Annotated in this window: 25 protein-coding genes and 1 pseudogene; 17 read left to right on the top strand and 9 right to left on the bottom strand. The window is 74.7% G+C overall.

Features of this window, described 5'->3' with window-relative positions:
• Positions 1-54: 54 nt before the first annotated feature.
• The 9 genes and pseudogenes from ACIRD3_RS18110 to ACIRD3_RS18070 all read left to right on the top strand — a co-directional run.
• A pseudogene (locus ACIRD3_RS18110) lies at positions 55-1674 on the top strand (AMP-binding protein); the annotation flags it as partial.
• Positions 1675-1707: 33 nt separating this feature from the next.
• On the top strand, positions 1708-2109 hold the full coding sequence (locus tag ACIRD3_RS18105) for an acyl-CoA thioesterase (protein ID WP_402217711.1): 402 nt from the start codon (positions 1708-1710) through the stop codon (positions 2107-2109).
• Entirely contained in the window at positions 2106-4679 is a 2574-nt protein-coding gene (locus tag ACIRD3_RS18100) for an FAD-dependent monooxygenase (protein ID WP_402217260.1), read from the top strand. Before ACIRD3_RS18105 ends, ACIRD3_RS18100 begins: the two co-directional genes overlap by 4 nt.
• A gap of 10 nt (positions 4680-4689) precedes the next feature.
• Positions 4690-5661 (top strand): carbon-nitrogen hydrolase family protein, encoded by a 972-nt coding sequence (locus tag ACIRD3_RS18095; protein WP_402217258.1) that lies wholly within the window; start codon positions 4690-4692, stop codon positions 5659-5661.
• Complete coding sequence (locus tag ACIRD3_RS18090; protein WP_402217256.1) at positions 5658-6788, top strand: cupin domain-containing protein; 1131 nt, start codon at positions 5658-5660, stop codon at positions 6786-6788. The genes ACIRD3_RS18095 and ACIRD3_RS18090 overlap by 4 nt, the downstream gene beginning before the upstream one ends.
• 17 nt (positions 6789-6805) lie before the next feature.
• Complete coding sequence (locus ACIRD3_RS18085) at positions 6806-7711, top strand: fumarylacetoacetate hydrolase family protein (RefSeq protein ID WP_402217253.1); 906 nt, start codon at positions 6806-6808, stop codon at positions 7709-7711.
• A 105-nt stretch (positions 7712-7816) separates the two neighbouring features.
• On the top strand, positions 7817-8575 hold the full coding sequence (locus tag ACIRD3_RS18080) for an Asp/Glu racemase (protein WP_402217252.1): 759 nt from the start codon (positions 7817-7819) through the stop codon (positions 8573-8575).
• 109 nt (positions 8576-8684) lie between these two features.
• Positions 8685-9680, top strand: coding sequence for a PaaX family transcriptional regulator C-terminal domain-containing protein (locus ACIRD3_RS18075; protein ID WP_402217250.1), 996 nt, complete (start codon positions 8685-8687; stop codon positions 9678-9680).
• Positions 9677-11296 (top strand): amidohydrolase, encoded by a 1620-nt coding sequence (locus ACIRD3_RS18070; protein WP_402217247.1) that lies wholly within the window; start codon positions 9677-9679, stop codon positions 11294-11296. The genes ACIRD3_RS18075 and ACIRD3_RS18070 overlap by 4 nt, the downstream gene beginning before the upstream one ends.
• Before the next feature lie 105 nt (positions 11297-11401).
• Here ACIRD3_RS18070 and ACIRD3_RS18065 read toward each other — a convergent pair whose 3' ends face one another.
• From ACIRD3_RS18065 to ACIRD3_RS18055, 3 genes are all read right to left on the bottom strand, one after another.
• Positions 11402-11920: a universal stress protein gene (locus ACIRD3_RS18065; RefSeq protein ID WP_402217246.1), complete on the bottom strand. Its 519-nt coding sequence runs from the start codon at positions 11918-11920 to the stop codon at positions 11402-11404.
• 109 nt (positions 11921-12029) lie between these two features.
• Positions 12030-12629: a hypothetical protein gene (locus ACIRD3_RS18060; RefSeq protein ID WP_402217244.1), complete on the bottom strand. Its 600-nt coding sequence runs from the start codon at positions 12627-12629 to the stop codon at positions 12030-12032.
• A gap of 100 nt (positions 12630-12729) precedes the next feature.
• Positions 12730-13485, bottom strand: a complete 756-nt coding sequence (locus ACIRD3_RS18055; RefSeq protein ID WP_402217243.1) for an alpha/beta hydrolase — start codon at positions 13483-13485, stop codon at positions 12730-12732.
• Positions 13486-13711: 226 nt separating this feature from the next.
• Here ACIRD3_RS18055 and ACIRD3_RS18050 point away from each other — a divergent pair, with 226 nt between their 5' ends.
• From ACIRD3_RS18050 to ACIRD3_RS18035, 4 genes are all read left to right on the top strand, one after another.
• Entirely contained in the window at positions 13712-14353 is a 642-nt protein-coding gene (locus ACIRD3_RS18050; protein ID WP_402217240.1) for an alpha-ketoglutarate-dependent dioxygenase AlkB, read from the top strand.
• A gap of 97 nt (positions 14354-14450) precedes the next feature.
• On the top strand, positions 14451-15326 hold the full coding sequence (locus ACIRD3_RS18045) for a VOC family protein (protein WP_402217239.1): 876 nt from the start codon (positions 14451-14453) through the stop codon (positions 15324-15326).
• 1 nt (position 15327) lies between these two features.
• Positions 15328-15666, top strand: a complete 339-nt coding sequence (locus tag ACIRD3_RS18040) for a hypothetical protein (protein WP_402217237.1) — start codon at positions 15328-15330, stop codon at positions 15664-15666.
• Positions 15667-16038: 372 nt separating this feature from the next.
• Positions 16039-16761, top strand: coding sequence for an alpha/beta hydrolase (locus tag ACIRD3_RS18035; RefSeq protein ID WP_402217235.1), 723 nt, complete (start codon positions 16039-16041; stop codon positions 16759-16761).
• 18 nt (positions 16762-16779) lie between these two features.
• Here the strand turns inward: ACIRD3_RS18035 and ACIRD3_RS18030 are convergent, their stop codons facing one another.
• The 3 genes from ACIRD3_RS18030 to ACIRD3_RS18020 form a co-directional block, all read right to left on the bottom strand.
• Complete coding sequence (locus tag ACIRD3_RS18030) at positions 16780-17376, bottom strand: universal stress protein (protein WP_402217233.1); 597 nt, start codon at positions 17374-17376, stop codon at positions 16780-16782.
• Positions 17377-17533: 157 nt separating this feature from the next.
• Positions 17534-18232, bottom strand: a complete 699-nt coding sequence (locus tag ACIRD3_RS18025; RefSeq protein WP_402217230.1) for a TetR/AcrR family transcriptional regulator — start codon at positions 18230-18232, stop codon at positions 17534-17536.
• A gap of 188 nt (positions 18233-18420) precedes the next feature.
• On the bottom strand, positions 18421-18753 hold the full coding sequence (locus ACIRD3_RS18020; RefSeq protein WP_402217708.1) for a ribonuclease: 333 nt from the start codon (positions 18751-18753) through the stop codon (positions 18421-18423).
• 363 nt (positions 18754-19116) lie between these two features.
• On the opposite strand from ACIRD3_RS18020, the gene ACIRD3_RS18015 reads away from it, so the two are divergent.
• Positions 19117-20781, top strand: a complete 1665-nt coding sequence (locus ACIRD3_RS18015) for a carboxyl transferase domain-containing protein (RefSeq protein ID WP_402217227.1) — start codon at positions 19117-19119, stop codon at positions 20779-20781.
• 550 nt (positions 20782-21331) lie between these two features.
• Complete coding sequence (locus tag ACIRD3_RS18010; RefSeq protein ID WP_402217224.1) at positions 21332-21706, top strand: transglycosylase SLT domain-containing protein; 375 nt, start codon at positions 21332-21334, stop codon at positions 21704-21706.
• Between the two features lie 229 nt (positions 21707-21935).
• Here ACIRD3_RS18010 and ACIRD3_RS18005 read toward each other — a convergent pair whose 3' ends face one another.
• Positions 21936-22394 (bottom strand): HD domain-containing protein, encoded by a 459-nt coding sequence (locus ACIRD3_RS18005; RefSeq protein ID WP_402217223.1) that lies wholly within the window; start codon positions 22392-22394, stop codon positions 21936-21938.
• A gap of 203 nt (positions 22395-22597) precedes the next feature.
• Here ACIRD3_RS18005 and ACIRD3_RS18000 point away from each other — a divergent pair, with 203 nt between their 5' ends.
• Positions 22598-23524, top strand: a complete 927-nt coding sequence (locus ACIRD3_RS18000; protein ID WP_402217220.1) for an AEC family transporter — start codon at positions 22598-22600, stop codon at positions 23522-23524.
• Between the two features lie 24 nt (positions 23525-23548).
• Here ACIRD3_RS18000 and ACIRD3_RS17995 read toward each other — a convergent pair whose 3' ends face one another.
• The gene (locus ACIRD3_RS17995) at positions 23549-24013 is read right to left on the bottom strand and encodes a MarR family winged helix-turn-helix transcriptional regulator (RefSeq protein ID WP_402217217.1); all 465 of its coding nucleotides are present in this window, start codon (positions 24011-24013) and stop codon (positions 23549-23551) included.
• Between the two features lie 158 nt (positions 24014-24171).
• Here ACIRD3_RS17995 and ACIRD3_RS17990 point away from each other — a divergent pair, with 158 nt between their 5' ends.
• Positions 24172-25050 carry an alpha/beta fold hydrolase gene (locus ACIRD3_RS17990; RefSeq protein WP_402217215.1) on the top strand — a complete coding sequence of 293 codons (879 nt, stop codon included), beginning with the start codon at positions 24172-24174 and terminating at the stop codon, positions 25048-25050.
• A gap of 47 nt (positions 25051-25097) precedes the next feature.
• On the opposite strand, the gene ACIRD3_RS17985 is transcribed toward ACIRD3_RS17990, so the two are convergent.
• The gene (locus ACIRD3_RS17985; protein ID WP_402217214.1) at positions 25098-25268 is read right to left on the bottom strand and encodes a barstar family protein; all 171 of its coding nucleotides are present in this window, start codon (positions 25266-25268) and stop codon (positions 25098-25100) included.
• Positions 25269-25274: the final 6 nt, after the last annotated feature.

Below are 25274 nucleotides of genomic sequence, written 5' to 3'. Positions count from 1 at the left end.
TCACCGACCCGCCATACTGGCCTCACTCCCGCTCGCACGATGAGGTGCCCGCCCATGGAGCTCTCCCCCTCAGCGCACGTGGACACATTCTGTCGAGACCACCTCCCACCCTTCGATCAGTGGCCCGAACTCCTCTTCGACCTACCGGAGTTGGCCTACCCCGACCGCCTGAACTGCGCCGCCGCCCTGCTCGACGACACCATCGACCGCCTCGGACCGGACCGCCGCTGCCTGCTCACCCCCACCGAGCAGTGGTCCTACGGCGAACTGCGCGACCACGCCGACCGGATCGCCCGCCTGCTGACCGAGGACCTCGACCTCGCCACCGGCAACCGGGTGCTGCTGCGCGGCCCCAACACCCCCTGGCTGGCCGCCTGTTGGCTCGGCGTGCTGAAAGCCGGCGGGGTGGTCGTCACCACCATGCCGCTGCTGCGCGCCACCGAACTCAGCGAGCTCCACGGCATCGCGAAGCCCGTCCTCGCCCTCTGCGACCACCGCTACCTGGACGAACTGCGGCAGGCGCGGACCCCCGGCCTGCGGATCCTGGCCTACGGCGGCGACGGCCCCGAGGACCTCACGGTCCGCTGCGCCGCCAAGCCGGCCGGCTTCACCGCCGTCCCGACCGCCGCCGACGACGTCGCACTGATCGCCTTCACCTCCGGCACCACCGGCCGCCCCAAGGCCACCCTGCACTTCCACCGCGACGTCCTCGCCAACGCCGACACCTTCTCCCGGCACCTGCTCCGGCCCACCCCCGACGACCTCTTCGCCGGCACCCCACCGCTCGGTTTCACCTTCGGCCTCGGCGGCCTGCTGGTCTTCCCGCTGCGGGCCGGCGCGGCCGGTCTGCTGCTGGAGCAGGCCACCCCCGAGCAGCTGGCCGAGCAGGTCCGGGAGCGCGGGGTGAGCGTGCTGTTCACCGCACCGACCGCCTACCGGGCGATCCTGGCCGCCGGGCTCGCGGACCGGCTGGCCGGGGTGCGCCGCTGCGTCTCGGCGGGCGAGCCGCTGCCCGCCGCCGTCTGGCGGGCCTTCCACGCGGCCACCGGGCAGCGGCTGATCGACGGCATCGGCGCCACCGAGCTGCTGCACGTGTTCATCTCGGCCGCCGACGAGGACATCCGCCCCGGCTCCACCGGCCGACCGGTGCCCGGCTACCGCGCCGCCGTACTGGACGAGCACGGCCGACCGGTACCGGACGGCGAACCCGGGCTGCTCGCCGTCAAGGGCCCGACCGGCTGCCGCTACCTGGACGACGCCCGCCAGTCCAGCTACGTCCGGGACGGCTGGAACCTCACCGGCGACACCTTCGTCCGCGACCGGGACGGCTACTTCTGGTACCAGGCGCGCAACGACGACATGATCGTCTCGGCCGGCTACAACATCGCCGGACCCGAGGTGGAGCACGCCCTGGCCGCCCACCCCGGGGTGGCCGACTGCGCGGTGGTCGGCGCGCCGGACGAACGGCGCGGCGCCGTGGTCAAGGCGTACGTGGTGCTGCGCCCGGGCGTCCCGGCCGGACCGGAGACGGTCCGCGGGCTCCAGGAGCACGTCAAGCGCACCATCGCGCCGTACAAGTACCCGCGGCTGGTCGAGTTCGTCACCGAGCTGCCGCGCACCGCGACCGGCAAGCTGCACCGCGCCGAGCTGCGGCGACGGGCCTCGCCGCCCCCGGCCGACGCGGCGCCCGCACCGACCCCGGCCAGTGTGGCGATCGAGCGCCGGGTCGAGTGGTCGGACACCGACGCGGCCGGGCACTACCACTTCTCCGCCGTCCAGCGCTGGGCCGAGGCGGCGGAGGCGGCACTGCTGCGCCGGCTCGGGCTGGCGGAGCTGTTCGGGCGGATCCCCCGGGTGCACTTCGAGGCCGACTACCGCGAGCGGCTCTGGTTCGGGGACGTGGTCCGCACCGAGCTGCGGGTGGTCCGGGTCGGCGGTTCCTCGCTGCACTACGCCTTCGAGGTGCACGGCCCGCAGGGCCTGGCCGCGAGCGGGCGGATGTCGGTGGTGCACGCCGCCCCGCACACCAAGGGCGCCGAGCCCTGGCCCGCCCCGGTCCGGCAGGCACTGTCCGAGGCCGGGCCGCAGCAGCCGGAGGTGGTCGCATGAGCAGCACACCGGGCGAAGAGCGGGCCGACCGGACGGCCGGGGCCCACCGGACGTCCGAGGCCGACCGGACGGCCGGGGCGAACCGGACGGCCGAAGCCCCCCGGACGGCCCGCGCAGACCGGATCGCCGTGATCGGCGCCGGCCCCGGCGGCCTCTACTTCGCCGCCCTCGCCCGGCAGTTGGCCCCCGACCGGGAGATCACCGTCTTCGAACGGGACGGCCGGGAGGACGAGTTCGGCTTCGGCGTGGTCTTCTCCGACGAGACGCTGGACGGCATCGCCCAGGCCGACCCGAGCGTCTTCGCCGCGATCGGCGCCGAGTTCGCCCGCTGGAGCGACATCGACATCCGCTACGCCGGCCAGGTCCGCACCAGCGGCGGCCACGGCTTCGCCGCCCTGGACCGCAACCGGCTGCGCGCCATCCTGCAGCGGCGCTGCGCCGAACTGGCGGTCGACGTGCGCTACCGCACGCCCGCCCCGCCCGTCGCGCGACTCGCCGCCGAGTACGACCTGGTGGTGGCTGCCGACGGCATCCGCTCCGGCACCCGGGAGGCCCTGTCGGACGCCTTCCGCCCCGAGTTGGACGAGCGGCACTGCCGCTACATCTGGCTCGCCACCGACAAGGTCTTCGAAGCCTTCACCTTCATCGTCGAGCAGTACGACTTCGGCGTGCTGCAGGTGCACGCGTACCCGTACAGCGCCACCCGCTCCACCTTCATCGTCGAGATCGCCGAGGACGCCTGGCGCCGAGCGGGCTTCGAGGCCCTCGCCGCACGGGAGTTCGCGCGCGGCGAGAGCGACACCGCGAGCGTGCGGCGCTGCGGGGAGCTGCTCGCCGAGCACCTGGACGGGCACCGGCTGATCCCCAACGCCTCCCGCTGGATCCGCTTCACCACGGTGCGGAACGCCAGTTGGCGCCACCGCAACGTGGTGCTGCTCGGTGACGCCGCGCACTCCGCGCACTTCTCGATCGGCTCCGGCACCAAGCTGGCCCTGGAGGACGCCCTCGCGCTGGCCGCCGCACTGAACGAACAGCCCACCCTGGACGAGGCCTTGGCCGCCTACGAGGCCGAGCGGCGCCCGGTCGTGGAGTCCACCCAGCGGGCCGCGCAGGCCAGCCTGGAGTGGTTCGAGACCGTCGGAAGGCGCACCGGGCAGGGCGTCGACCAGTTCGCCTTCAACCTGCTCACCCGCAGCCGCCGGGTCACCTACCGGAACCTCCGGGCCCGCGACGCCGCCTTCGTGGACGCCGTGGACACCGCCTTCGGCGGCTCCCCCGGGGTGCCGCCGATGTTCCGGCCGCTGAAGCTGGGCGCGCTGGAGCTGCGCAACCGCGTGGTGGTGCCGCCGCTGGCGACCTTCACCTCCCCGGACGCGCTGCCCAGCGCCTTCGACCGGGCCCAGCTGACCGGGCACGCGCTCGGCGGCGCCGGGCTGGTGCTCGCCGGGATGACCGCCGTCAGCTCCGAGGGCCGGGCCACCGACCGCTGCCCGGGCCTGTGGACCGACCGCCAGGAGGGCGCCTGGCGCGAACTCGTCCGGGCCGTACGGGCGGTGAGCGACACCCCGCTCGGCATCCAGCTGACCCACGCCGGACGCCGGGGCGCCAGCGCCGTCCCCGGGCCGGACGGCATCGGGCGGCCCCTCGCGGAGGGCTGGCCGCTGCTGGCCGCCTCACCGATCCCGTGGGACGCCGACAGTCCGGTGCCGCACGAGGCGAACGAGATCCACCTGGCCGCCGTCATCGCCGACTTCGCGGCCGCCGCCGAGCGCGCGGCACGGGCCGGGTTCGACGTGCTGGAGCTGCAGTTCGGCCACGGGCACCTGCTCTCCTCCTTCCTCTCCCCGCTCACCAACCGCCGCACCGACCGCTACGGCGGCCCGCTCGCCCACCGGCTGCGGCTGCCGCTGGAGGTGCTGACGGCGGTCCGCGCCGCCTGGCCGGCCGGGCAGCCGCTGCTGGTGCGGATCTCGGCGAGCGACTGGGCACCCGGCGGGACCACCGAGGCCGAGACCGTGGCGATCTGCCGCGCGCTGGGCGAGGCCGGGGCGGACGCGGTGGACGTCTCCACCGGCGAGGTCGTGGCGCACCAGCGACCGCCGTACGGGCGCGGCTACCAGACGCCCTTCGCCGAGCTGGTCCGCGCGGCCACCGGACTGCCGACCATCGCGGTCGGCGCGATCTCCGGGCCCGACGACGCCGACTCCGTCCTGCTGGCCGGGCGGGCCGACCTGGTCGCGGTCGGCCGGGCCCACCTGTACGACCCGCTCTGGACGCTGCACGCCGCCGCCGAACAGGGCTACACCGGGCCGGGCGCCCGCTGGCCCGGGCCCTGGCGGGCGGGCAGCCGCAAGCCGCCCGGCCCGGGCGCCGAGCGGGTCGCCCCGCGCCTCCACCTGCTGCGCGAGCCGCCCGCCCCCGTCCACCGCCGCTGGCGGCCCGCCCCCGCACCGAACGCCCCGGCCCCGCCCTCCCCGGCACCGCACGACCCGGCCCCGCCCGCCTCCGCACCGCACGACCCGGCCCCGCCCCATCCGAGCCCGCCCGACCCGACCCCGCCCGAGAAGTGAGGAGGACCCCGTGCCCCACCTGCCCCGCTTCACCGCCGCCGCCGTCCAGGCCGCCCCCGTCTACCTCGACCCGGCCGCCACGGTCGACAAGGCCGTCGCCCTGATCCAGGAGGCGGCCGGCCACGGCGCCGAACTGGTCGTCTTCCCCGAGGTCTTCGTCGCCGGGTACCCGTACTGGAACTGGACGATGAACCCGGTGCAGGGCTCGCCCTGGTACGAGCGGTTGTACCGCGCCTCGGTGGACGTCCCCGGCCCGCACGTCGACACCCTGCGCGCCGCCGCCCGGCAGGCCGGCGTGGTGCTGGTGATCGGCGTCAACGAGCGCGGCCGGCACAGCCTCGGGGTGCTCCACAACACCCTGCTGATCATCGACTCGGACGGCGAACTGCTTAGCGTTCACCGCAAATTGGTGCCGACCTGGGCCGAGAAGCTGACCTGGACCCAGGGCGACGGCAGCACCCTCAAGGTGCACCCCACCTCGGTCGGTCCGCTCGGCGCGCTCGCCTGCGGCGAGAACACCAACACCCTGGCCCGCTTCACCCTGCTGGCCCAGGGCGAACTCGTGCACGCCGCCGCCTACATCGCCCTGCCGGTGGCCCCCGAGGACTACGACATGGCGGAGGCGATCGCGGTGCGCGCCGCCGCGCACTGCTTCGAGGGCAAGCTGTTCACGGTGGTCTCCTGCTCCACCATCTCGCCCGAGATCGTCGACCTGATCGCCGGCGAGGACCAGCAGCTTCGCAAGCAACTCGCCCGCCCGCGCAGCGCGCTGTCCGGGATCTTCGGCCCGGACGGCCGCGCCGTCACCGAGCCGCTGGTAGACGAGGAGGGCATCGTCTACGCCGAGATCGACCTCGGCCGCTGCATCCAGCCCAAGCAGATGCACGACATCGTCGGCCACTACAACCGGTTCGACGTCTTCCGGCTGCACGTGAACGACCGCCCGCTGCGGCCCCTGGTGTTCCCCGAGGAGGAGTCTTGACCAGGCAGGACGAGCACCACGACGACGACCGGATCGGCCGCGCCCGCGTCACCGACAGTCCCGAACTCATCGCCTACTACGAGGAGTTGGCCAAGCACGAGGCCGGCGCGCTGTGGACGGTGGCGAACGAGATCGAGCCCTGGTACCCGCAGCCCACGTCCGTGCCGATGCTCTGGCGCTACGCGGACCTGCGCCCGTTGGTGCACAAGGCGCTACCCCTGGTGAAGGCCGACGACGCCGGTCGCCGGGTGGTGATGCTGGTGAACCCCGGACGTCGCGAACTGAGCGCCGCCGTCGGCCTGTTGTACACCGGTCTGCAGATCATGGGCCCCGGCGAGGCGATGACCGCGCACCGCCACCAGGCCTCGGCCCTGCGCTTCGTCCACGAGGGCACCGGCGCCTGGACGATCGTGGACGGGCAGAAGCTCAAGGTCGGCCCGCGCGACTTCGCGATCACCCCGAACAACACCTGGCACGAGCACGGCAACGAGTCCGACGACGCCCCGGTGATCTGGCAGGACGGCCTGGACATCCCGTTGGTGAACACCCTCGACGCCAACTTCTACGAGGTCCACCCGGAGCTCTACCAGCGCCCCGGCCCGGTGGTGAACTCCTCGCTGCTCAGCCACGGCGGCAACCTGCTGCCGTACGGCGTCGAGAAGTGGACCCGGCCGTACTCGCCGCTGCTCGGCTGGCCCTGGGAGCCCAGCTACCACGCGCTGTGCCAACTCGCCCGTGCCGCCGAGGGATCGCCGTACGACGGCGTCATCATGGAGTACACCAACCCGGTCACCGGCGGCTCGGTGATGCCGACCATGGCCGCCCACCTCCAGCTGCTGCGCCCGGGACAGGCCACCCGCGCCCACCGGCACACCGGCTCGGTGGTCTACACGGCGGCCAAGGGGCACGGCGTCTCGGTGATCGCCGGCCGGCGCTTCGAGTGGCAGCAGGGGGACGTCTTCGTCGTCCCGTCCTGGGCCTGGCACGAGCACGCGAACCTCGACCAGGGCGAGGACGCCTGCCTGTTCTCCTTCAACGACTTCCCGGTGACGCACTCGCTCGGCCTCTACCGCGAGGAGGCCTACCCGGACCACGACGGGCACCAGCCCACCACCACCGCCGCCTGACCAGGAGACCCACCACCATGCACCTGCTGACCTACCGCGCGGACGGCGACGACACCCCGCGACTCGGCGCTCTGCTCGCCGGGGACCGGGTCGTCGACCTCACCGCCCTCGCCGGCGCCGCCGGGGCGCAACTGCCGGAGAGCCTCCTCGGGTTGATCCGCGAGGGGGAGCCGGCCCTCGCCACCGCACGCCGCCTGCTCGCCGTCGCGCCCGCCGACGGTCCCGCCACCCGGCCGCTCGCCGAGGTGTCCCTGTGCGCGCCGCTGCGCCCCGGGAAGATCGTCGGCGTCGGCCTCAACTACGTGGAGCACGTGGCCGAGTCGCACCGCACCCTCGACACCGAGCGCGAACTGCCGGACCGCCCGGTGCTGTTCAGCAAGCCGTCCACCGCCGTCACCGGGCCCGGCCAGCCGATCCGGCACAACGCCGACCTCACCAAGCAGCTCGACTGGGAGTGCGAACTCGCCGTGGTGATCGGCGAACCGGCCTTCCAGGTCGCCGAACGGGACGCCCTGCGGCACGTGTTCGGCTACAGCATCGTCAACGACATCAGCGCCCGCGACCAACGCCGCTCCGGCCAGTGGTTCTTCTCCAAGGGCCAGGACAGCTACGCACCGTTCGGCCCGGTCGTGGTGACCGCCGACGAGATCCCCGACCCCCAGCGGCTCGACCTCTCGCTGAGGGTCAACGGTGAGCTGCGGCAGGACTCCAACACCCGTCACATGCTCTTCGGCATCGCCCGGCTGATCGCCGACATCTCCTCCGGCATCACCCTGGAACCCGGTGACGTGATCGCCACCGGCTCCCCGTCGGGCGTCGGCGCCGGGATGGTGCCGCCGCAGTTCCTGCAGCCCGGCGACCTGGTCGAGGCCACCATCGAGCGGATCGGCACGCTCGCCAACCCCGTGATCGACGCCCGCTGACCCGCCGACGCCACGGTCGGCATTCGCCCGAACACCCGCCGAGACACCCGCCGAGACACCCGCCGAGACACCCTCCGAGACGCCCGCCGAAGGGAGCGCCCGCTGATGCCGACCTACCGGATCGGCCAGATCGTCCCGAGCTCCAACGTCACCATGGAGACCGAGGTCCCCGCGCTGCTGCGGGCCCGCGAGACGGTCGCCCCCGAACGGTTCACCTTCCACTCCAGCCGGATGCGGATGACCAGGGTCACCCCGGAGCAACTGCGCGCCATGGACGGCGAGTCCGACCGCTGCGCCGCCGAGCTCTCGGACGCCCGGATGGACGTGATCGGCTACGCCTGCCTGGTCGCCGTGATGGCCGCCGGCCCCGGCTACCACCGCGAGGCCGAGCAGCGGCTGCACCGGCGCACCGTCGAGAACGGCGCCCCCGCGCCCGTGGTCACCAGCGCCGGCGCCCTGGTCGCCGGCCTGCGGACGCTCGGCGCCACGAAGGTCGCGATGGTCACTCCGTACCTGCGGCCGCTGGCCCGGACGGTGGTCGAGTACCTCGCCGAGGAGGGCATCGAGGTGCTCGACCACGCCGCCCTGGAGATCGCCGACAACCTCGACGTGGCCGCCCACGACCCGGCCCGGCTGCCCGCGATCGCCCGCGGCCTCTCGCACGCCGACGCCGACGCCGTGGTGCTCTCCGCGTGCGTGCAGATGCCCTCGCTTTCCGCGGTCGAGGAGGCCGAGCAGCAGCTGGGCAAGCCGGTGGTCTCGGCCGCGATCTGCACCGCCCACCAACTGCTGCGCGCGCTGGACCTGCCCGCCTTCGCGCCCGGCGCCGGGCACCTTCTCTCGGGTGCCTACGCAGAGGTCTGAACCTCCCGGAGCACCGCTATGATCACCACCGGTCACCGGGTCGCCACCCGGCGGCCGGGTGACCGGCGGAGGCCGGAAACCACCAACCGCCGGGGAGGAGCGCCCACGCATGTCGGACAGCACGCCCCGGCCGAGTTCCCTGATCCACACCGTCTACGGCGAGTTCGTCCGCCGCCTCGGCGGCTGGATATCCATCGCCGACCTGATCGCGCTGATGGCCGAACTGGACGTCGACGGCCCGGCGGTCCGCTCGGCGATGTCCCGGTTGAAGAAGGCCGGCACCCTGCTCCAGGAGCGCCGCGCGGGCACCGGCTACCGGCTCGCCCCCGCGATGGAGCCGGTGTTCGAGGAGGGCGACCGCCGGATCTTCCACAGCCTGGAGCCCGCCGGACTGGCCGACGGCTGGGTGGTGGCGGTCTTCTCGGTGCCCGAGTCCGAGCGCGCCCACCGCCACCAGCTGCGCTCCCGGCTGAGCTGGCTCGGCTTCGGCAACGCCGCCCCCGGCGTCTGGCTGGCCCCCGCCAGGCTGCTGCCGGACGCCCGTCGCCTGCTGGAGCGCCTCGGGTTGAGCGCCTACGTCCACCTCTTCCTCTCCGCGGAGTACGCCGGCTTCGCCGATCTGCGGACAGCGGTGGCGAGTTGGTGGGACCTCCCGGCGATCGAGGCGCAGTACGCGGCCTTCACCGACGCCTGGCGCCCGGTGGCCGAGGAACTGCGGGGGCCGTCCGGACGAGAGCCCGGCGGGCAACACGAGCCGGGCCGGCAAGGCGAGCCGGAGCAGCGCGAGCCACGCGGGCAAGGCGAGCCGGAGCAGCGCGAGCCACGCGGGCAAGGCGAGCCGGGCGAGCGTCGCGCGTCGGCCGAGCAGCGGCAACCCCGGCGGGTCGACCCGGCCGAGGCCTTCCGCGCCTACGTCCCGATGCTCACCCAGTGGCGCCGCCTGCCCTACCTGGACCCGGGACTGCCCGCCCAGCTGCTGCCGGCCGACTGGAACGCCGTCCCGGCCCGCGCGGTCTTCACCGAGTTGCACGAACTGCTCGCCGAGCCCAGCCTGCGGTACGTCGAGAAGGTCACCGGTCTGTCCCACCCCCAGGAGCCGTCATGACCCCCCAGCCCCCCGCCGACCTGCTGATCCGGGCCGCCGCCGTGCACACCCTGGTACCCGGGGAGCCGCCGCAGCGGGCGATCGCCGTCACCGACGGCCGGGTCACCGCCCTCTCCGCCGCCCCCGACGGGCTGGACGCCCTGATCGGGCCGGCCACCGAGGTCGTGGACGCCCTGGGCTCGACCGTGCTGCCCGCCTTCGACGACACCCACACCCACCTGATCCTGGCCGCGCAGAGCGTCCACGGGGTGCCGGTCCACCGGGCCCGCGACCTCGCCGGGTTCCTCGCGCTGATCCGCGAGCGCGCCGACCGCACCCCCGCCGGGGAGTGGATCCACACCACGGTCAACTGGCAGGAGGTGCTGCTGGCCGAGCAGCGGATGCCCACCACCGAGGAGCTGGACGCGGCCACCGCCGACCACCCGGTGCTGGTGCGCCGTGGCGCGTACAACATGGTGCTCAACTCGGCCGCGCTGCGGCTGGCCGGGATCACCGAGGCCACCGAGGCACCGCCCGGCGGCGTGATCGAGCGCGACGAGCGCGGGCGGCTCACCGGCCGCCTGATCAACCGGGCGATCGAGCCGGTCGAGCGGGTACTGCCGCAGCCCACCCTCGCCGAACGGATCGACGGGCTGCGCGCCGCCTCCGCCGACTACGCCGCCACCGGGATCGGCACCGTCCGGGACTGCCTGGTGCCGGTCGAGGACCTCGACGTGCTGGACGCGGCCCGGGCCGAGGACGCGCTCGCCGTCCGGGTCCGGGCGCTGGTCTCCGGTTTCGCCGCCCGGACGCCCGAGCAGGTGGACACCTTGCTGGACCGGATGGACCGGTGGCGCGCGGACGGCCGCGACGACGGGCGGCTGAGCCTGTGGGGCGTCAAGTTCGGGATCGACGGCGGCTTCGAGGCGGGCGCGCTGGAGGAGCCGTACCAGGGGCAGCCGTGCTACCACGGGCGACTGCTCTGGGAGCCGGCCGAGTTGCTCGCGGCGGTGGACCGGGTGGTCGCGCGCGGCTGGCGGGTCGGTGTGCACGCCTGGGGCGACCGCGGCCTGCGGGTCCTGCTGGACGTCTTCGAGCGGGTGCTCAAGCGCCACCCCGGTCTGCCGCCCGGCACGCTGGTGGTCGAGCACGGCGGCCTGGCCCGCGCCGACCAGCGGGCGCGGGCGATCGCGCTGGGCATCCCGGTGACCGTCCAGCACCCGTTGCTGCACGACGGCGCGCTCACCCAGCAGCGGGCCTGGGGCGAGGAGCGCACGGCCGCGCTCTTCCCGCTGCGCGCGTGGCTGGACGAGGGCGCGCTGCTCACCGGCGGCTCGGACTTCCCGGTCGGCCCCTACGGCGCGATGGTCTCGGTGTGGGGCATGACGACGCGGGGCACCACGGCCGGGGTGGTCGGCCCCGAGCACGCGATCGACCGGTCCGAGGCGGTCGCGCTGCACACCGTGAACGCCGCGCGGCTGACCGGCGAGAGCGCGGTCCGCGGCAGCCTGCGGCCGGGGGCGTTCGCGGACCTCACGGTGTGGCCGGTCGATCCGCTGCACTGCCCGGTGGACGCGCTGCGCGGTCTGCTGCCCGTCCGCACGGTGCTCGCCGGCCGGACGACCCACTCGGCCTGAGCAGCACCGGCCGGAACCGCACCCGGCCTGATCCGCACCTGACGGACCGGACGCGAGGGACCGGACGCGACAGGCCTGGTGCGCCACAACGGATATGACGACCTCTCAGGCCGCGACCAGCTCCCGCAGATCGATGCCGCGGTGCAGTGCGCGCAGGTCCTCGTGCAGCGTGGACGGCGGGACGACGAGCACGCCGCAGCGCGCGTGGTCGAGGCAGTGCCGGGTCACCGAGCGGCGCGTCAGCCCGCGCAGCCGGGCCCGCAGGCCGCCCTGTTCGCCGGTGCTGACCACCAGCAGGTCACCCGGGCGGTCGGCCAGCTCGGTCAGCACCGCCCCGGCCTCGCCACGCACGACCAGCGACCGCACCGGCACCCCGATCGGGACGCCGCCGAAGGCCTGCTCCAGCGCGCGCTCCATCCGCGCGTCGGCGAGGTCCTGCCAGGCGCGGAGCAGCGGCGGACAGGGTCGCGCCCGGTAGTTGCGCTCGCCGCCGACCGGCGTCCAGGCGAGCACCGGGACCAGGACGGCCTGTCGGACCCGGGCCTCCTCCGCCGCCCTGTGCAGGGCGGTCAGGCTGTGCAGCGAGCCGCTGACTCCGACGATGACGCGAGCGCCGTCCGACATGATCCTTCGCTTTCCGATGTCAAGCCTCTACAGTGACTGCGATTATGCTGCCACGATTCGAAGCACACCTGCAAATCGAAGGCATTCACTGAATATCGCCTTGCATCGCTCAGCAATTCCGAGGCCCGCCCCCCGGTCGGACCTCCTGGAGCAACCCCCAGGTGAAGTCCGCCGTCCACGGGCGCACCCGCCCGGAGTCGTCCGGCGCCTCGAAGTCCAACTGGAACCGGGTCGGCGCACTCCCCTCGCGCGGCACCGCGGGCGGGAACGCCGCGCCGACGTCCCCCACCACGCAGCCCCACGGCACCAGGTCGGCGCGCGTGCGCAGCGCGGGCACCGGCACTCCGGCCGCCCGTACCAGCCACTCGTTCAGTACCGGCGAGCCGATCTCCGCCGGCCCCAGCAGGACCTCGAAGCGCAACTCGGGCCAGAGCGGCAGCTCCCACTGCCGCGCGGTGCAGGCGAGGTCCCCGATCCGCCGCGGGACGCTCGCCCCGGCCGGCCCGAGCACCGCGGTGAACCGGGCGGCCCCGCGCGGGAACCGGGGTGCCCGGACCATCGCCTGCCACCGCTTGTTCGCCTCCCGCATCGACGCCCGCGTGGCCCCGAGCCGCCGCACCGCGTCCTCGACCAGCCCGGGCTGGTAGTCCGCCATCCGACGCAGCAGCACCAGCTGGAACTCGGTCACCCCGAAGCCGTTGATCGCCATACCGGCAGGCTAGGGCCCGCCCGGCGGACCGGCCGCGCCGCCGGGCGGGCCCCGCCGCTCATCCGTGCCTACGCCGCGCCGCCGGCCCGGCCGCGCCGCGTCACTTCAGGTGCCGGGCGAAGAACCGGGCCGCGTCCTCCCCCGCGAACCACGGGACGCCGGTGTGCCCGCCCATGTTGGCGTGCAGGGACTTCTCCGCGGAGCCGAAGGCGTCGAACAGCTCCAGCGCCGCCCGCCGGTCGTTCCCTTCGTCGTCCCACTGCAGCAGGACGTGCAGCGGGATGGTGACCCGGCGGGCCTCCTCGACGACGGCGCGGGGCACGAAGCTCCCGGCGAACAGTCCGGCGGCCACGATGCGCGGCTCGACCGCCGCGAGGCGGACGCCGATGGAGATCAGTCCCCCTGAGTACCCGACCGGGCCGCCGATGCCGGGCAGCGACAGGAGGGCGTCCAGGGCGGCCCGCAACTCCGGGACCGCGCGGTCGACGAGCGGGAGGACGAGGGCGTCGACGATCTCGTCGTCGACCGGCTCACCGGCTTCCACGGCCCGGCGCAGGTCGGCGCGGGCCTCCTCGATGGCGGGCCAGCGCGGCCGGTCGCCGCTTCCGGGGAGCTCGACGGCGGCCGCGGCGAAGCCGTCCGCCACGGCCCGCCGGGCCCGGTCCGCCAGCCGGGGGTACATCCTGCGCAGTCCGAGCGGGGGGTGGCCGAGCAGGATCAGCGGCACCGGTCCGGATGCGGATGCGGGTGCGGGCGTCCACAGGATGCCCGGGATCCCGCCGAGGGCGAATTCGCGTTCGAGGACGCCATCGCCGGCGGCGCCGTCGTCGAGGCGCCGCTCGGAAGTGACATGCATGGTCGTGCCTTTCGGGAGTGCTCGTGAACGGCGCTCCCGGACGACCTACCGCCCGACCGTGACCCCGGAGGGGAGCACCCATGTCGAAACTGCGTTCACGGGTACCACCTCCTCGTTCTCTCGCACGGCCCCGGGAAAGGTAGCAGCGACCGCCTCGCTCCGCCACCGGGTTTCCGACGAGTCGATGGTTCGAGCAGATGTTCGAACGAAGGCGTACGCTGGCCCCATGAACGGCACCCTCCACCTCCAGCCCTCGCTGTTCGACGACGCGGAACACGACGGGATCCGCCTCGGCCCGCTCGACGGCCTGCGGCGGCAGGTGCTCGGCCACGGGGCCTGGCTGGACGTCCTCCCCGGGTGGCTGCACGGCGCGGACGAACTGTTCGAACAGCTGGCCGCCGAAGTGCCCTGGCGGGCCGAGCGCCGCGAGATGTACGAGCGGATGGTGGACGTCCCCCGTCTGCTCTCCTTCTACGGGCCGGACGCCGAACCGCCGCACCCCGTGCTCGGGCAGGCCCGCACCGTCCTGAGCCGGCACTACGCGGAGGAACTCGGCGAGCCCTTCCGCACCCTCGGCCTCTGCTACTACCGGGACGGCCGGGACAGCGTGGCCTGGCACGGCGACCGGATCGGGCGGGGCGCCCGCGAGGACACCATGGTGGCGATCCTCTCCGTCGGCGAGCCCCGCACCCTGGCGCTGCGGCCGCGGTCCGGCGGCGGGGCGGTCGTCCGGCGGCCGCTCGGGCACGGGGACCTGGTGGTGATGGGCGGTTCCTGCCAACGCACCTGGGAGCACGCGATCCCCAAGACCGCCCGCCCGGTGGGGCCGCGGATCAGCATCCAGTTCCGGCCCCAGGGCGTGGGCTGACCCCCCTCCCCACCCGCCGGACCCGCCCCCGGTTGCCGCGCACCCGCCCGGCGCGGAGGCTGGCGGGTGGGGCCGGCGGCACCAGGAGGGCTGCGGCATGCCGAAGCCGGGCAGGTACCACGAGGGCGTCCCGTGCTGGGTCGTGCTCACGACCCCGGACGTCCCACGCGCACAGCGCTTCTACGGCACGCTGTTCGACTGGGAGTTCGTCCCGACCGGCCCCGCCGAGGCGGTCGCCACCCGGTACGGCGCCCAGGTCGCGGGGGTCGAGCAGCGGACGGACGCCACCCGGCCGGCCGCCTGGACCACCCACCTCGCCTGCGCCGATCCGCGCCGCACCGGCGCGCTGGTCCGCGCCGCCGACGGCAGGATCGCCCGCGAGCCGTACGAGGTGCCCGACCAGGGCCGGGCCTCGCTCGCCGTCGACCCGCTCGGCGCGAGCTTCGGCCTCTGGCAGCCCGGCACCATCGACGGCGCCGGGCTGGTGAACGAACCCGGCGCCCTGAGCTGGAACGAGCACCTCTCCCCGGACCCGGACACCGCCCGCGCCTTCTACCGTCGGGTCTTCGGCTACACCTACGACCGGCCGCGGGCGGGCCACACCCTGGCCCGGGCCGACGGCCTCCCCGCCTGCAGCATCGGCCCGTCCGGCACGGGCCCGTCGGACACGCACCCCTCACCCGCGGGCCCGCCCGACACCGGCGGCGCGCGCTGGCTGGCCCACTTCGGCACCGCCGACACCGACCTCGCGGCCGAACGGCTGCGCGCCCTCGGCGGTGCCGTCCTCACCGGGCCCGAGCCGACGCCGTACGGCCGCGCGGCGCTCGTCCGGGACGACGCCGGAGCGGAGTTCGTGCTGGTCGCCGTCCCGGCCCAGGAGCTCCCGTCCCGCGAGCGTCCGTCCGGAGAGTCCCCGCCCCGAGAGTCCCCGCCCCGAGAGTTCCCGTCCGACGAGTCCGCGGAGGCGGCCTGAGATGACTCGTACCCACCCTGACCCCGAGCACCGATTCGCCGATCTGGCCGAGGAGTTGGGCAGCCTCCCGGGGGTCACCGAGCCGGCCCCCGGCCGCCGGTTCGGCGCCGCCGCGCTCAAGGCGGACGGCCACATCTTCGCGATGCTGTCCGGCGGCCGCCTGGTCCTCAAGCTGCCGCGGACCCGGGTGGACGAGCTGGTCGCGGCCGGTGCGGGCACCCACTTCGACGCGGGCAAGGGCCGCCCGATGCGCGAGTGGCTCGCCCTGGACCCGGCGTCCCCACTGCCCTGGTCCCCCCTCGCCCGCGAGGCGCACGCGTTCGTCCACCGGAACGGCTGACCGGGCCAGGGCCGGACCGGACTGCGCCGGACCGCGCCGAGCCGCTCGCTCAGTCCTTCACCGCCCCCGCCAGGCCGGAGGTGCTGCGGCTCACCGGGCCGCTGCTGGACGAGCACCTGCTAACTGGGCTCCGACCGCCGGCCCTCCCGAGCCGGCCGCCGCAGCGAAAAGCGAACGGGGCCCGGCACCCGTGAAAGGCACCGGACCCCGTCCGACATCGGAGCGCCAGGCCCGGGTCGCACGGACTCTCCCCACTGAAAGTGGGACGTGCTCTGGTAGCACCACTGACGCCTGACGAGAGATCGTCTCCCTCGCGACGAGAAGTACAGTACCAGCTCGATGATCAGTCACCGAATCGGAGGGAAACCCCGCATGACGAACACGCCGGACGAGGTCGTCCCGTACGCCGACGGACGGTTGCTGGACGTCCACCGGCCGCCCCGTGGCACCGGCGGGGGCGCCGCGGGGCCGGCTCCCGTCGTCCTGCTGTGGCACGGCAGCGGGCCGAACGAGCGGGACGTCCTGCGGCCGTTGGCGCGGGAGGCCGCCGGGCTCGGGCTACTGGTGCTCGTGCCGGACTGGAACGTCGGGCAACCGGACCGCGGCGCAGCCGAGTTGCTCGCTTCCCTGACCCAAGTGCGGCGCCTCGCCGCCGAGTTCGGCGGGGACCCGAACCGCTTCGTGCTGGCCGGCTGGTCGCTGGGCGGACGGGAGGCGGTGGCCGTCGCCACCCACCCGAGCACCCCCGCCGAGCTCCGGCCCACCGCCGCCGTCGGGATCGCCTCGCACTACGCCGACCCGGCCGCCACCACCGGCGAAGCCCCGCTCGACCACCTGTCCACGGGCTCGTCCCCCGTCCCGCTCTGGCTGGTGCACGGTACCAGGGACGAGATCGTGGACGTCGAGCACACCCGCACGTTGAGCGCGGCCGTGCCGACCGCCACGCTGCTGGAACTCCCCACCGACCACGCGGGCGTGGTGATGACCGTCTACAGCCCCGAAGCCCGGCGCTGCCTCCCCGCCACGGACGCCGGCACCCTCCGGGCCGGCCGCCGCACCGCCGCCGTCCTCGCCGAGGCGGCCGGCCCGGCCTGAAGGTCCCTGGGCCGCCGGTCAGTTCCCCGCGACCAGCGCCCGCAGTCCGTACCCACGCTCCAGCGCCTCCAACTCCCGCTGCAGCGGCGGGCGCGGGACCGCCACCACCGGGCAGGCCGCGTGCCGGACGCAGTACGCCGTCACCGAGGGGTGCACCAGTCGGCCGAGCGGGCCGCGGTCGCGCCCGGCACCGAGGACGAGCAGGTCGCCGGGGCGGTCGGCGCACCGGACCAGGCTGTGGCCGGTTTCGCCGCGGACGGCTTGGCAGCGCAGTCGGACGCCCGCGTACCGGCCGGCGAAGGCCTCGTCGAGGGCCTGCCGCAGCCGGGCCACGGCGGCGTCGCGGCCGGCGGTGAGCACCGGCGGGCAGGGGGTGCGGCGGTAGCCCAGTTCCTCGCCCGGCGGGGTCCAGCAGAGCACCGCGAGCACCTCGACGTCCGTGCGCCGGGCTTCGGCGACGGCGTGGTGGAGTGCGGCGAGGCTGCCGAGCGAGCCGCTGACGCCGACCACGATCCGGCCCCGGTCCGGGCCGTTCCCCCTGTCGACCTTCTCGACGAGGCCGTTCTCCACGAGGCCGTTCTCCACGAGGGCCTTCTCCGCGCCGCCGTCCGTCATGCCCGCCCACGCCTCTCCCGCTGTGCCGCCGCGACCGGCGCGCTCCGTCACACCCAGCAAAGCGCCCGGGCGGCGCGCGCCCGCCGACCGTTGACGGGGCTCTGACGCGGCGCCCGGTGTTCCGTACGCGTCCCTGATGCCGGGGAGGCCGACGCTCTCAGGCCCTCGGAGCCTCCGGGAGGTCCGGAGCCCCCGGAGCCTGCGCCTCCCAGAGGTCCGCGAACATCCGGTCGAGGTGTTCCTCGCCGATCGGCGGGACCGGCAGCGGGTGGGCGGCCTGGGCGCGGAAGCCGTCCAGGAGGAGGGCGAGGTAGCGGCGCCAGAGGTCGGGGCGCAGCTCGGTGGCCGCCGGGAGGGCCCGGCAGAGCGGGCCGAGCAGGAACAGCAGGTCCATGGTGACGACGTCGCGTCGCATGGTGCCCTGCTCCTGGGCGCGGACGATCAGGGCGCCGACGGTGGTGGCGTGCTGCCGACTGATCTCGATCATGCCGGGGATGGCCGGGATGGCCTGGGTGACGAGGTCGTTGATGCCCCGGTCGGCGGCGACGAGTTCGAAGATCCGGCCGAAGTACCGTTCGAGTCCGGTCCAGGCGTCCTCGGCGGCGAGCGCTTCCTCGCCCGCCGTGGCGAGGCCGGCTCCGGCGTCCGCGAACACCTCGCCGATCAGCGCCTCGCGGCTCGGGAAGTGCCGGTAGAGGGTGGCGTTGCCGACGCCGGCCTCCTTGGCGATCTGGTCCAGCGGCACGTCGAGGCCGTGCCGGGAGTACATGTCGCGGGCGGCGGCGAGCAGCAGGTCGCGGTTGCGCTGCGCGTCTCGCCGGAGTCGTCCCGGGGGGTTCGCGCTGCTCGGTGCCATGCGTCCGACCCTAGCAAGCACCCTGCCACCCGGTGCCGCGCCGGGACCCACCGCCGGTCGCGGTCCGCCCGGCCTCCGGCCGAACGTGGTCGTGGACGCGGACGTGCCCGACGACGGCCCCGGCGGGGGAAGTGCGCCGGGGCCGTCGTGGTGCCGGGAGGGTCAGCCGAGGGGGTGGGCGGGGCGGGTCAGCAGGACTGGTCGATCAGGTAGAACGTGGCGTAGTGGTCGCCGGTGTAGTAGTCCTCCTGGTCGCCCTGGCCGGTGATGATCCGGCGGGTGCCACGGGTCCGGGAGCCCGGGGTGATGACGGTGTACTCGTGGTAGTACCCGTACGACTCGCCGGGCAGGACACCCTCTCTGTTCTGGAAGACCACGCCGTCCTGGGAGTAGGGGAACGGTCCGTCGGAGGCGATCAGGTCGAGGGTGTCGGAGGCCTGCGACGGCAGGTTGGAGAGGCAGACCGTGCCGCTCACGGCGGCGTGCGCCTCGGTGGCGACGGTGAGCGGGGCGAGGGTCATCACGGCAACGGCGGCGACGGCGGCAGCGCGGGACTTCCACGCGCGTAGAGTGCGAGTCATGGACCCAGTGTGGCGAGACACCGTCAACTCCGGAACCCCTCGCTCCAAATATTAACCAGCGGGTAACTCCCCTTTATCTGGGGATACTTGGCCCGTACTCCGCCTCCCACCCCGACTCCCCCGCACCCCTCCCCGAGGCCGTCCACGAACCGCCTGGGCCACACCGGGATCGACCGCCGTCGAACCAACGCCCGAGCCCTCCGGCCCCACCCGACGAGCGCCCGGCCTCCCTCCCCGAGCCACGGGAGGTCCGCATAGAGTGACGGATCATGGCGGGTCGGAACGAGCTCTGACGGGGTGGACATGGCAGCGGAACCGAGCGCCGAGCGGACGACTCCGAGCCCGCGGACGACCGCGAGCACACCGACGCCACCGAGCCCGCGGACCGCGCCGACGGCACTGACCGCCCACCAGCTGATCGGCCTGCTGGTCGACCCGGGCAGCTTCCGCGGCTGGGACGAGCCGCCGGCCACCGCGCCCGCCGACCCCGCGTACCGCGCCTCGCTCGACCGCGCCCGCGAGCGCACCGGCCTGGACGAGGCCGTCCTCACCGGCCTCGGCCGGATCGACGGGCGGCCGGTCGCCCTGGTCGCCTCCGAGTTCGGCTTCCTCGGCGGCTCGATCGGCGTCGCCACCGCCGAGCGGATCACCCGGGCCGTCGAGCGCGCCACCGCCGAGCGGCTGCCGCTGCTCGCGCTGCCGGTCTCCGGCGGCACCCGCATGCAGGAGGGCTCCGCGGCCTTCCTCTGCATGCTGCGCATCACCGCCGCCGTCCAGGCCCACCGCGCGGCCGGCCTCCCCTACCTCACCTACCTGCGCAACCCCACCATGGGCGGGGTCTTCGCCTCCTGGGGCACGCTCGGCCAACTGGTCCTCGCCGAACCGGGGGCCCGGCTGGGCTTCCTCGGCCCGCGTGTGTACGAGGAGCTGCGCGGCGTCGAGCTGCCGCCGGACGTCCAGCGGGCCGAGACGCTGGCCGCACACGGGCTGGTGGACGCCGTCGTCCCGCCGCAGGAACTGCGCGAGCTGCTCCGCCGTACGCTCGCCGTCCTCGGCACGACACCGCCGCCCCCTGCCCCGGGCGCCCCCGCGACGTCCCCGGCCACCCCTTCTTCCTCCCCGGAGCACGCGGACGCCACCGACTCCACCGACGCCACCGACGCCCACCGCGCCCCCGGCCCCGAACACCCCGACGCCGAACGCCCCGACGCCTGGGACTCCGTCCGCCGCACCCGCCGCCCCGACCGCCCGGGCACCCGGGAGTTCCTGCGGCACACGGCCGAGGAGCTGGTGCTGCTGGACGCCCCGGGCGGCCGGAACGGCGCCCTGGTGCGCGCACTGGCCGTCCTCGGCGGCCGGCCCGTCCTCGTGGTCGGCCAGCAGCGGCAGGCCACGGAGCACGAGCGCCCCTTCACCGCCCCCGATCTGCGGGCCGTCCGACGCACCGCCCGCCTGGCCGAGGAGCTCGGGCTGCCGCTGGTCACCGTGGTGGACACGGCCGGGGCCGAGCTGTCCGCCCGGGCCGAGCAGGAGGGCATCGCGGTGGAGATCGCGCACTGCCTGACCACGCTGCTCGCGCTGCGCACCCCCGTCCTCGCGGTGCTGCTCGGCCAGGGCTCGGGCGGCGGCGCGCTCGCGCTGCTCCCGGCCGACCGGGTGCTCGCCGCCCGTCACGCCTGGCTGGCGCCGCTGCCGCCGGAGGGCGCCTCGGCGATCGTCCACCGGGACGGCGAGCACGCCGCCGAGCTGGCCCGGGCGCAGGGCATCGGGGCGCGGGACCTGGCGGCGGTCGGGCTGGTGGACGAGGTGGTCCCCGAGCTGCCGGACGCCGCAGAGGAGCCGGAGGCCTTCTGCGGCCGGCTCGGACGGGCGGTCGGTACGGCGCTCGGCGCCCTCGCGGCGGCGCCCCACGCGGAACTGCTCGCCGCCCGGGCGGTTCGCCACCGACGACTCGGCGATCTCCGCTAGGGACATGCCGGGCCCCGGTCCGGACGCGACCGCCCGCACATCCGCGCCGGCCCTCGGCGCACACCCGTCCAGCGGTGTGGCGCCGGTCTCAGCGCGGCGCTGATCGTCTGTACCCAAAGTGCTGCCGCCGAGCCCCCGGGTGACGGCCCCGCCGGTTCAAACGGTGAGTGCACTCACACGGAATCGACGGCCACGACGGACCGTAGTAGACCCCGCCACCCCCTTCGCGCCGGCTCGACCTCCCCGGAGTTCGCGCAGGTCAGACCAGGTGGACGGGCTCCCGCGACGGCTCCCCTTCGAATCCACGGCCACCGCCGGCGTACGACCGCCGGTCGTAACGAGGGGGTCTTGGCGACCCCCGATCCGGTCTGGCAACAATGGCTCTCGTCGCCAGCCGCACCGGCTCCTGTCCCGCCGGTGAACGGCTTACTGCCGAGTCACGCCCCGTGACCGTGACGGCCCCTGTCCGGCCGTCCGTGGTCCTGGGCGGGGCGTGACCCGGCCCAACCTGATTGAGGTCCTGTTCTTCATGCCCGCTTTCAAGCTCCGTATGCGTACTTCGGCCGCGATTCTCGCCGGCGCCGCCGGTCTGACCGCCCTGGGCGCCGGCGTGCTGCCCGCCACCGCCAACGCCGCCACCGCCTCCCCGCAGGCGATCGCCGCCCAGATCGTCCCGGCGAACCAGCTGGCCTCGTTCAGCCAGATCATCTCCCACGAGTCCAGCTGGAACGTGACCGCGACCAACGCCAGCTCGGGCGCGTACGGCCTGGCCCAGGCGCTGCCGGGCTCCAAGATGGCCTCGGCCGGTGCCGACTGGAAGACCAACCCGAAGACCCAGATCAAGTGGGCGCTGGACTACATGAACTCCCGCTACGGCAGCCCGAACGCCGCGTGGGCCTTCTGGCAGACCCACCACTGGTACTAAGCCGACCCCGTCGGCTCACGGTCTCCCTCCCGCCCCCTGACCACTCCCCTCACCCCGGGGGTCGGACAGGGACCACCGGGGTGCCCGAGAGGGCCCGGACCCGCGCGATCCGCGTGGCCCGGGCCCTCTCGTGGTTCCTCCGTCCCGGCGGCCTTCGGCCCACCCCGGACGGAGCCGTCCCCGGGTTGCCCCGGGAACCCGGGGTGCCCCCGGCTCTCTCACGGCTCGCTCACGGCTCGCCGGTCAGCCCCAGCAGCTCGCGCATCCGCGCGTACTTCGCGGTCAGCCGCTCGGCGGTGGCCCGGTCCAGCGAGGCCAGCCGGGCCGGGTCGGAGTTGTGGGCCAGGTCGGCCCGCTTGACCAGCAGCGCCCCGGGCGTGGCCAGGATCCGTGCGGCGTACTCCTCCACCGGCTCCTCCGGGCGCCGGGTGAGCGCCTCCACGATCGCCTTGGTCTCCTCGGGCAGCGCGGCCGCCGCCAACCACTCCCGGCTCAACCGGTCGTCCTCGACGGCGTCGTGCAGCCAGCCCGCCGCGATCTGCGCCTCACTGCCGCCACGGGCGGCCGTCCCGTGTGCGACCGCCGCGATGTGCTCGCCGTACGGGTGGCCGTTCTTGTCCACCTGCCCCCGGTGGGCACCGCGCGCGATGACCTCCACCTCGGACAGGGTCAGGTACTGCTGGTCCATCGGCTCACCCCTTGCTCACCGTCGCTCACCCCTGGCTTCCCCCAACGGCTCATCCTAGGCCCGTGATCGGCGCGTCGACGGCCACTGGTTTACTGCCCCGGGGGTTCACGGCTTCGAGGGGTCCACCGGCCCGGGAGTCGGCCCGCCCCCGGCGGGCGATCCCCGTCGCATCCGGCAGACCCGTCCGAGCGATCCGAGGAACCATGCCATCCCTGCATCCGCTGCTGTCCGGCTTCGCTCCGATCTGGGCGCTCACCGGCGTCGGTTACGTCGTCGGCCGCACCGGACTCCTCGGGCCGCACGCCGAGGCGGTGCTCAACCGGTTCGTGTTCCACGTGGCGATGCCGGCGGCACTCTTCCTGATGATCGCCCGCACCCCGCTGGAGCGCTTCGCCAACCCGTCGATGCTCGCCTTCGCCGCCGGCACCGTCGTCGCGACCGGCCTCGGGCTGCTCGCCGGGCGCCTGCTCTTCCGCCGCAAGCCCGGCGAACTCGCCATCGGCGCCATGGCCTCGGGGTACGTCAACTCCGCCAACCTGGGCATCCCGGTGACCGTGCAGGTCGTCGGCGACGCCTCCTTCGTGGCCCCCGTGGTGCTGTTCCAGATCCTCCTGGTCACCCCGGCCGTGCTCGCGGTGCTGGACGGCGGCGCGGCCGGCCGCCGGGCCCTGCTCACCCTCCCGGCGCGCAACCCGATCCTGCTCGCCACCGCGCTCGGCGCCGTCGTCTCCGCGGCCGGGCTGCACCTGCCCGCCGAGCTGAACCGCTCCTGCGAGCTGCTCGGCGGCGCCGGCGTCCCGACCGCCCTGATCACCCTCGGCATCTCGCTGCACAACCGCCCACCGGCGGAAGGCCGTTCGCTCCGCACCGAGGTCGCGCTCACCGTCGCCGTCAAGACCCTGGTCCAGCCGCTGGTCGCCCTCGCCGTGGCCGGCCCGCTGCTCCACCTGTCCGCGCACCAGCTCCTCACCGTCGTCCTGTTCTCCGCGCTGCCCACGGCGCAGAACGTGTACACCTACGCCCGCGAGTACGGGCAGGGCACCCAACTCGCCCGCGACGCGGTGCTCTGGTCGACGCTGGTGTCGATGGCGACGCTCTCGGTGATCAGCTGGACCCTCGGCCCGGCGTAGCCCCGCTCCCGTACGGGCGCGCGGCTACGCCCGCGCGTCCTGCCTGGCCGTGGCCACCACCCTGGTCATGGCCTCCAGGAAGCGCCGGGCCGTGGCCAGTTCGGCGGGGTCGAACCGCCCCATCGCCGCGAGCAGATCGCCGATCAGCCCGCCGAAGAACCCCTGCCCCAGCTCCATCGCCCGGTCCTCCACCAGCAGCCGCACCCTGCGCCGGTCCTGCGGGTCGCGTTCGCGGCGGATCAGCCCGAGCCGCTCCAGCCGGTCCACCAGGCCGGTGGTACCGGCCGAGTTCAGGTGCAGGGCCTCGCCCAGCCGCCCCGGGGTGACCACCTCCCCGGCACGGGCCGCGTCCAGCAGGTGGATCAATGCCCGCAGATCGGTCGGATGCAGACCGTTGCGGGACGCGAACTCGGCCCCGAACAGGTCCAGTTCGACCGTCAGGCCGCGCAGCAGGTGGACCAGCCGCATCGGCTCCTCGACCTCGGACATCCTGTCGTCCTTCCCCGGGCAGACCCGTGTTCACTATTCTCTCGCTCGACGAGATACCCGTTGAGCGATATACCTATGGAACAAGATACTCGCCAGCCGTGACACTCGCCGAGCGAGTGTTTCCGCACGCCATCACACCACACCCGCGGAGGCCCGTCATGTCCGCCGTCACGTCCGCCCGCACCGCCCCCTTCCTCGCCGCCTACGACGCCCTGCTGGCCCGCTGGCCCGTCCCGGTCGACACCCTGACCGTCCGCACCGTGCACGGCACCACCCGGATCAACGCCTGCGGCCCGCACGACGGACGCCCCCTCGTCCTCCTGCACGGCGGCGGCGCCACCTCCACCATGTGGTTCGCCAACGCCGCCGCCTGGGCCGGGGCCGGACACCGCGTCCTCGCCGTCGACCTCATCGGCGACCCTGGGCGCAGCGTCCACGACGGCACCGCCCTCACCGGCCTCCCCGGACTGCTCGGCTGGCTGGACGCCGTCCTCGACGAACTCGGCGTCGCCGAGGCCGACTTCTGCGGCCACTCGTACGGCGGCTGGATCGCCCTGGAGTACGCCCTGCACGCCCCGGCCCGGGCCGGCCGGCTCGCCCTGCTCGACCCGACCCAGTGCTTCGCCGGCTTCCGCCCCGGCTACCTGCTGCGCGCGCTCCCCCTCTTCCTCCCCGGCCGGACCCCGGCCCGCGCCCGCGCCTTCCTCGACTGGGAGACCGGCGGCGGCCCCCACCTCGACCCCGACTGGCGCGAGCTCTACGCCCTCGGCTACGCCGACTTCCCCGCCTCCCGCGTGGTCACCGGCCCCCGGCCCACCCCCGCGCGCCTCCGTACCCTCACCACCCCGGTCCTCACCCTCTTCGCCGCCCGGAGCCGCACCCACGACCCCGCCCGGGTCGCCGCGGCCGCCCGGCGCACCCTCCCGTCGGCCGAGGTCGCCGTCCTCCCGGACGCCACCCACCACAACCTGCCGATGGCCGCCGCCCCCGAGGTCAACCGGCGACTCGTCGACTTCCTGTCCCCCACCCGCGCCTGAACGCCCCGGCCCGGCACGGCCCGACGACGGGTGTCGCCCACCGCGCCCTACAGCAGCAGCGTGTTGAAGGAGGCCAGGTCACGCAGGCAGTCGGTGAGGGCGTTCCAGCTCCACCCGAAGTAGGCCGGCAGCCGGAGCCGGACGCTCAGCTGCTCGTAGAGCCGCTGCTCGTCCCCCATCTCCCCACCGTCCAGCCACGCCACATCCCGTGGGTCCATCACCTG

Origin of the sequence: Kitasatospora sp. NPDC093550 (genome assembly GCF_044764985.1) — a bacterium.
Classification (GTDB): Bacteria; Actinomycetota; Actinomycetes; order Streptomycetales; family Streptomycetaceae; genus Kitasatospora.
Note: the sequence above shows the minus strand (reverse complement) of the source record. Positions and strands in the feature narration are given on the sequence as shown.

What these genes read in the sequence shown, in the direction of transcription:
- ACIRD3_RS18100 (WP_402217260.1), top strand. Translation starts at nt 2,106, where the DNA reads ATGAGCAGCACACCGGGCGAAGAGCGGGCCGACCGGACGGCCGGGGCC.
- ACIRD3_RS18085 (WP_402217253.1), top strand. Translation starts at nt 6,806, where the DNA reads ATGCACCTGCTGACCTACCGCGCGGACGGCGACGACACCCCGCGACTC.
- ACIRD3_RS18080 (WP_402217252.1), top strand. Translation starts at nt 7,817, where the DNA reads ATGCCGACCTACCGGATCGGCCAGATCGTCCCGAGCTCCAACGTCACC.
- ACIRD3_RS18075 (WP_402217250.1), top strand. Translation starts at nt 8,685, where the DNA reads ATGTCGGACAGCACGCCCCGGCCGAGTTCCCTGATCCACACCGTCTAC.
- ACIRD3_RS18070 (WP_402217247.1), top strand. Translation starts at nt 9,677, where the DNA reads ATGACCCCCCAGCCCCCCGCCGACCTGCTGATCCGGGCCGCCGCCGTG.
- ACIRD3_RS18065 (WP_402217246.1), bottom strand. Translation starts at nt 11,920, where the DNA reads ATGTCGGACGGCGCTCGCGTCATCGTCGGAGTCAGCGGCTCGCTGCAC.
- ACIRD3_RS18060 (WP_402217244.1), bottom strand. Translation starts at nt 12,629, where the DNA reads ATGGCGATCAACGGCTTCGGGGTGACCGAGTTCCAGCTGGTGCTGCTG.
- ACIRD3_RS18055 (WP_402217243.1), bottom strand. Translation starts at nt 13,485, where the DNA reads ATGCATGTCACTTCCGAGCGGCGCCTCGACGACGGCGCCGCCGGCGAT.
- ACIRD3_RS18050 (WP_402217240.1), top strand. Translation starts at nt 13,712, where the DNA reads ATGAACGGCACCCTCCACCTCCAGCCCTCGCTGTTCGACGACGCGGAA.
- ACIRD3_RS18045 (WP_402217239.1), top strand. Translation starts at nt 14,451, where the DNA reads ATGCCGAAGCCGGGCAGGTACCACGAGGGCGTCCCGTGCTGGGTCGTG.
- ACIRD3_RS18040 (WP_402217237.1), top strand. Translation starts at nt 15,328, where the DNA reads ATGACTCGTACCCACCCTGACCCCGAGCACCGATTCGCCGATCTGGCC.
- ACIRD3_RS18035 (WP_402217235.1), top strand. Translation starts at nt 16,039, where the DNA reads ATGACGAACACGCCGGACGAGGTCGTCCCGTACGCCGACGGACGGTTG.
- ACIRD3_RS18030 (WP_402217233.1), bottom strand. Translation starts at nt 17,376, where the DNA reads ATGACGGACGGCGGCGCGGAGAAGGCCCTCGTGGAGAACGGCCTCGTG.
- ACIRD3_RS18025 (WP_402217230.1), bottom strand. Translation starts at nt 18,232, where the DNA reads ATGGCACCGAGCAGCGCGAACCCCCCGGGACGACTCCGGCGAGACGCG.
- ACIRD3_RS18020 (WP_402217708.1), bottom strand. Translation starts at nt 18,753, where the DNA reads ATGACCCTCGCCCCGCTCACCGTCGCCACCGAGGCGCACGCCGCCGTG.
- ACIRD3_RS18015 (WP_402217227.1), top strand. Translation starts at nt 19,117, where the DNA reads ATGGCAGCGGAACCGAGCGCCGAGCGGACGACTCCGAGCCCGCGGACG.
- ACIRD3_RS18010 (WP_402217224.1), top strand. Translation starts at nt 21,332, where the DNA reads ATGCGTACTTCGGCCGCGATTCTCGCCGGCGCCGCCGGTCTGACCGCC.
- ACIRD3_RS18005 (WP_402217223.1), bottom strand. Translation starts at nt 22,394, where the DNA reads ATGGACCAGCAGTACCTGACCCTGTCCGAGGTGGAGGTCATCGCGCGC.
- ACIRD3_RS18000 (WP_402217220.1), top strand. Translation starts at nt 22,598, where the DNA reads ATGCCATCCCTGCATCCGCTGCTGTCCGGCTTCGCTCCGATCTGGGCG.
- ACIRD3_RS17995 (WP_402217217.1), bottom strand. Translation starts at nt 24,013, where the DNA reads ATGTCCGAGGTCGAGGAGCCGATGCGGCTGGTCCACCTGCTGCGCGGC.
- ACIRD3_RS17990 (WP_402217215.1), top strand. Translation starts at nt 24,172, where the DNA reads ATGTCCGCCGTCACGTCCGCCCGCACCGCCCCCTTCCTCGCCGCCTAC.
- ACIRD3_RS17985 (WP_402217214.1), bottom strand. Translation starts at nt 25,268, where the DNA reads ATGGACCCACGGGATGTGGCGTGGCTGGACGGTGGGGAGATGGGGGAC.